A 4688-nucleotide genomic window follows, 5' to 3' on the forward strand; every position below is an offset into this window, starting at 1 on the left:
CCAGCCCGGTTACCAGCCGATCGACCAGACGCTGGCGGTCGGTACTTCGGCCGTGCGCAAGAACTTCAGCGCCAAGGTCGACCCGACAGCGTGCACCGCGCTCGGCTACGGCCACGCCGCGCTGACGCACTTCGACGGCTGGCTCGGCACCACCCCGAAGGACGGGTGGACGATCACCAACGCCGATCCCACCACCATCGGCTGGACCTTCGACGACGGCGTCACGGCGGGCTACAACTTGGCCGGCACGGGGAACTACGCGCTCGCAGCACCGTACAACCAGAGCGGTCAGCCAGAGGACACCACGCTCGTCTCGCCGATCGCCGATCTGCGCGATGACGCGGCTCCCGTCGTCTCATTCGGCGCGTTGTACTTGCCGTCGGAGGGAAGCGGGTTCGACGCCGATCTGTCGATCGACGGCGGCACCACGTGGAACACGATCTGGCATCAGACCGCGGACGCCTTGCGGGGCCCGGTATCCGTCGCAGTGCCACAAGCTGCAGGGCAGCAGTCGGTGCGTCTGAGGTTCCGCTACCACGGCGAGGACGAGTCGTTCGCGGAGCTCGACGACATCACGATCGGTTCGTGCTCGGCTCACGACGGAGGGTTGGTCGCCGGCGTGGTCACCGACGCCAACACCGCCCAGCCCCTCGACGACGTGACGGTGGCCGACTCCGCCTCCGCCGTCCACTCCGGTTTGAGCACACCGGGGCCCGACGACCCTGCCCTGCCCCACGGCTTCTACGAATTCTTCGACACGACCGGCGCCCACCGGTACACCGCAACGGCGTCGCGCTACACCTCTCCCATGCTCGCGACAACCGTCGGGCCGAACTCGGTGACCCACTTGAACGTCGAACTCCAGGCGGGACGGCTCGGACTCGGTTCGGCTTCCCTGGACGTCGGCAGAACACTGGGGCAGGTCGCGACCGAGCCGGTCAATCTCACCAACACCGGCACAGCGCCCCTCCACGTGTCGCTCAACGAGCACGCGACCGGTTTCAGAGGCGTCGACGCCACGACCGCCGCCACAGGCTGGCAGTCAATGGCCGGGCTGCCTGAATTCGTCCGGCAAAACGTCATCGCCGGGTACCAGGGCAAGGTCTACAGCGTGGGTGGCATCTGGTCGGCTGCGACCGGTCCGATCGCCCGTGGCTACGTCCATGACCCGGTGACCGCCGCGTGGTCACCGATCGCGCCACTTCCTCAGGCCTTGTCGGGCGCAGCCGGCGCCTTTCTCGACGGCACGCTGTACGTCGCGGGTGGGCTGAGCGCGAACGGCACCGTGTCCACTGTGTATGCCTACCACCCGGAGACGGACAGCTGGTCACGCGCCGCGGATCTCCCAGCCCCGGTGTACGAAGCCACTGCGGCCACTCTCGGGGGGAAGCTCTACCTCGTGGGCGGTTGTACCTCGAAATGCGGTGCCGACCCAGTCAAGACGGTCCTGTCTTACGACCCGGGGCACAACACCTGGGCAGCGGTCGCCGACTACCCCGAAGCCCAAGGCGAAGGAGCTTGCGCGGGAGTGCACGACGAGCTCGTCTGTGCCGGCGGATACGGCACGATCGGGTCGATCCTCCACACCACGTACGCGTTCCATCCCGCGAACGGGACGTGGACCCAGCTGTCCGATCTGCCCTACGACGACACACTCATGGCTTACAGCGGCGCCAACGGCCGACTTCAGATCGCAGGAGGCCTCGCGCAGACCGGAAAAGCTCCAGCAACCGAAACAGCCAAGGCAATCGAGTACGACCCGGTGACCGATTCGTGGTCAGCCCTGCCGGACCTGCCTGTGGCCTCCTACGGTGGTGGCCGTGGGGCATGCGCGCTCTACCAGATCGGCTCACAGGCCTCCGACCTGCTGAGCACGGCGGCGCTGCCGGGCTACGACCAGTGCGGTGACGACGACGTCGCCTGGCTGTCGGAAAGCACTACGGAGCTGGATCTCGCCCCCGGGGCGAGCGCAAAGGTCATGGTGACGTTCGATTCCGGGAAGGTCAGCCAGCCCGGCACGTACACGGCCACGGTCGGGTTCGACACGGACACCCCGTACGCCGTGGCGGCCCTGCCCGTTTCGCTGCAGGCCAGCGCACCCAAGGCGTGGGGCGAGCTCTCGGGCACGGTCACCGACACCGCGACGGGCGCCGGGATCGCCGACGCCACGGTGCAGGTCTGCACGATGGTCCACAACGGAGTGTGCGGCGAGGTGTCGTACACCCTGAAGACCGACGCGCAGGGCCATTACCGGCTGTGGCTGGACAAGGGGTACAACCCACTGGTGGTCACCGTCGCGGCCACCGGCTACCAGCCGCAGTTCCGGCAGGTGAAGGTGAAGGCGGGCGCGGCCACGGTGACCGACGTGGCGCTGCCGAAAATCTAGACGCGCACCTGTCCATTGCGGTCCCGCTCGGGAGAACCCGAGCGGGACCGCTTGTCGACCACCACCGGCTCCCTGTGGCTGACGCCGCCGGCCGGAGCTTCGGCGGTCTCGACGCCTGCTCCGTCAAGGGCACGCGGGGAGTACGACCGTGACGGTGAGGCCGCCGGCCGCCCGTGGCAGTGCTTCGACTCGCCCTCCGTGAGCGGTGGCGACAGCACGCACGATCGACAGCCCCAGCCCGGCGCCTCCGCCAGTTCGCGGGACGCCTCGCTGGAACGGTTCGAACAGCCGCTCGACGTTGCCGCGCTCGATAGGCGCCCCCGTATTGGCCACCTCCAAGTGCACCGATTCTCCGATGCCGGTCACTCCGACCCAGACCGCGCCACCGTCGACGTTGTACCGCAGAGCGTTTTCGAGCAGGTTGGTGAAGAGCTGGCCCAGCAACACCTCGTCACCGGACACGGCACAAGGCTGGGTACGCAGCTCGACCGCGACTCCGTGCGCGACCGGATCACCCACCACGTTCTCGACCAGTTCGTCGACCCGCACCCGTTCGCGGTGCTGCAGTTCCTGCTCACCCCGGGCCAGCTGAAGCAGACCACCGATCAACGCGATCGACCGATCGTTGATCTTCAGCAGCTCTTCCCGGACGCGGCGCACGCGATCGGGCTCCGGAGAGGACAGGCCCACTTGGATGACCGTACGGGTGACGGCGAGCGGGGTTCGCAGCTCATGTGACGCGTTGGCGATGAACCGGCCCTGCACCTTGAAGGCGTCATCGAGGCGGCGCAGCAGATCATCGAACGTGTCGGCCAGTTCCTTCAACTCGTCGCGCGGCCCGGTCAAGGCGATCCGTTCGTGCAAGTTGGCGGTGGAAATGCGACGAGCCTGCTCCGTCATCACGTGCACGCGGTGGAGCAATCGCCCGCTCAGCCACCACCCGAGGACGCCTGCGACCACACCCAGTGTCAAGAAGGTCAACGCGGACAGCACCAGTTGACTCGAGAGGAGATCGCTCAACGCGTCTTCCCCGGGAAGGCTGTGCTTCGACGGCGTCTCCACGGCGGGGATGGCCGGATCGGCCGAATCAGGAGTCCGGGATGTCGCGAAAAGCGCGCTCTGCGCCCGCATGAAGTTGTCGCGGTTCACCAGGTAGATGATGCCGACGACGACCAGACTCGCCACGAGGAACAATCCGGTGTGGATGAGTGTGAGCCGGGCGCGCAAGGTCGTGCGGCTCACGAGGCCGGTCCGCGCAAGCGGTACCCGGCACCGGCGACCGTCTCGATGACCTGCGGGTCGTCGAGCTTGGCCCTCAGACGCGACATCGTGATGCGGACGGCGTTCGTGAACGGGTCGGCGTTCTCGTCCCAGACACCGCTCAGCAGTTCTTCGGCGCTGACCACTGCACCACCGGCGGTCATGAGCGCTTGCAGCACGCCGAACTCCTTGCGAGACAAAGAGAGGTGGCGGCCGCCCTGGGCGGCTTGACGCAGCGCCGTGTCGAGTTCGAGGTCCTCGTGCCGGAGAACCGGCGGCGCCGCGGACCCGGTGCGGCGGCCCAGCGCGTCGATACGGGCGACGAGCTCGTCGAAGTCGAATGGCTTGGCCAGGTAGTCATCCGCGCCGAGCCGCAGCCCCGCCACGCGTTCGCGGACGTCACCCATTGCGGTGAGCATCAGGATCCTCGCTCGCAGCCTTTCGGCGGCCAGCTCGCGGCACACTTCGTCGCCGTGCTTGCCCGGCAGGTCCCGATCCAGCACCACGACGTCATATTCATCGGCAATCAGCTTCTCCATGGCGATCACCCCATCCTCGGCGACGTCGACTGCCATCGCATACCTGCTCAGCCCGTCGGCGATGAACGCTGCCAGCACGGGTTCGTCCTCGACCACGAGTACGCGCACGAGTGACCTCCATGATCGTCGGTTCTCACTCTGGCACGACAGATGTTTCATCCGCATATCGTCTTTCCGAGACGGCCTTGAAACACCCTCCTTCGTAACGTTCGGACCTGTCACCGCCACACCGGCGGCGATGATCCCCCAAGAGAAAGAGGCAAGACCATGGCGAAGTTCCAGCCGACCTCCCGCATCCGTCCGGCTCGCCCGAGCTTCACGCCGGCCATCCCGGCGCGCACCGCCGTTCCGGCTGTGCCCGCCGGTGTGATCGCCACTCCGGCCAAGCCCGTTTCGCGTCGCTGATCGTGGCCTCCGGGGGTTCTCGAAGGGCGAGTACACCGCCGCCTACTCCGGCTTCGAGGGCAAGTCCGGCGACGGCCACTCGCTCGCGGAGTGGCTCC

At 67.4% G+C, this 4688-nt stretch carries 4 protein-coding genes; 2 read left to right on the forward strand and 2 right to left on the reverse strand.

The genetic code is table 11. The features are described 5' to 3' along the window. A partial coding sequence (locus tag ACWEOE_RS41995) for a Kelch repeat-containing protein (protein WP_452019415.1) occupies positions 1–2386 on the forward strand: 2386 nt, incomplete at its 5' end. Between the two features lie 123 nt (positions 2387–2509). On the opposite strand, the gene ACWEOE_RS42000 is transcribed toward ACWEOE_RS41995, so the two are convergent. Beyond that, entirely contained in the window at positions 2510–3628 is a 1119-nt protein-coding gene (locus ACWEOE_RS42000) for a sensor histidine kinase (RefSeq protein ID WP_452019417.1), read from the reverse strand. Beyond that, a complete protein-coding gene (locus ACWEOE_RS42005; protein WP_452019419.1) occupies positions 3625–4293 on the reverse strand; it encodes a response regulator transcription factor in 669 nt (222 codons plus the stop codon). Before ACWEOE_RS42005 ends, ACWEOE_RS42000 begins: the two co-directional genes overlap by 4 nt. 159 nt (positions 4294–4452) lie before the next feature. On the opposite strand from ACWEOE_RS42005, the gene ACWEOE_RS42010 reads away from it, so the two are divergent. Continuing rightward, positions 4453–4590, forward strand: a complete 138-nt coding sequence (locus ACWEOE_RS42010) for a hypothetical protein (RefSeq protein WP_452019421.1) — start codon at positions 4453–4455, stop codon at positions 4588–4590. Positions 4591–4688: the final 98 nt, after the last annotated feature.

The organism is Amycolatopsis sp. NPDC004368, from assembly GCF_053602515.1.

Bases quoted from the DNA above. Each gene is read 5' to 3' on its own strand.
- ACWEOE_RS42010 (WP_452019421.1), top strand. From the start codon at position 4,453: ATGGCGAAGTTCCAGCCGACCTCCCGCATCCGTCCGGCTCGCCCGAGC.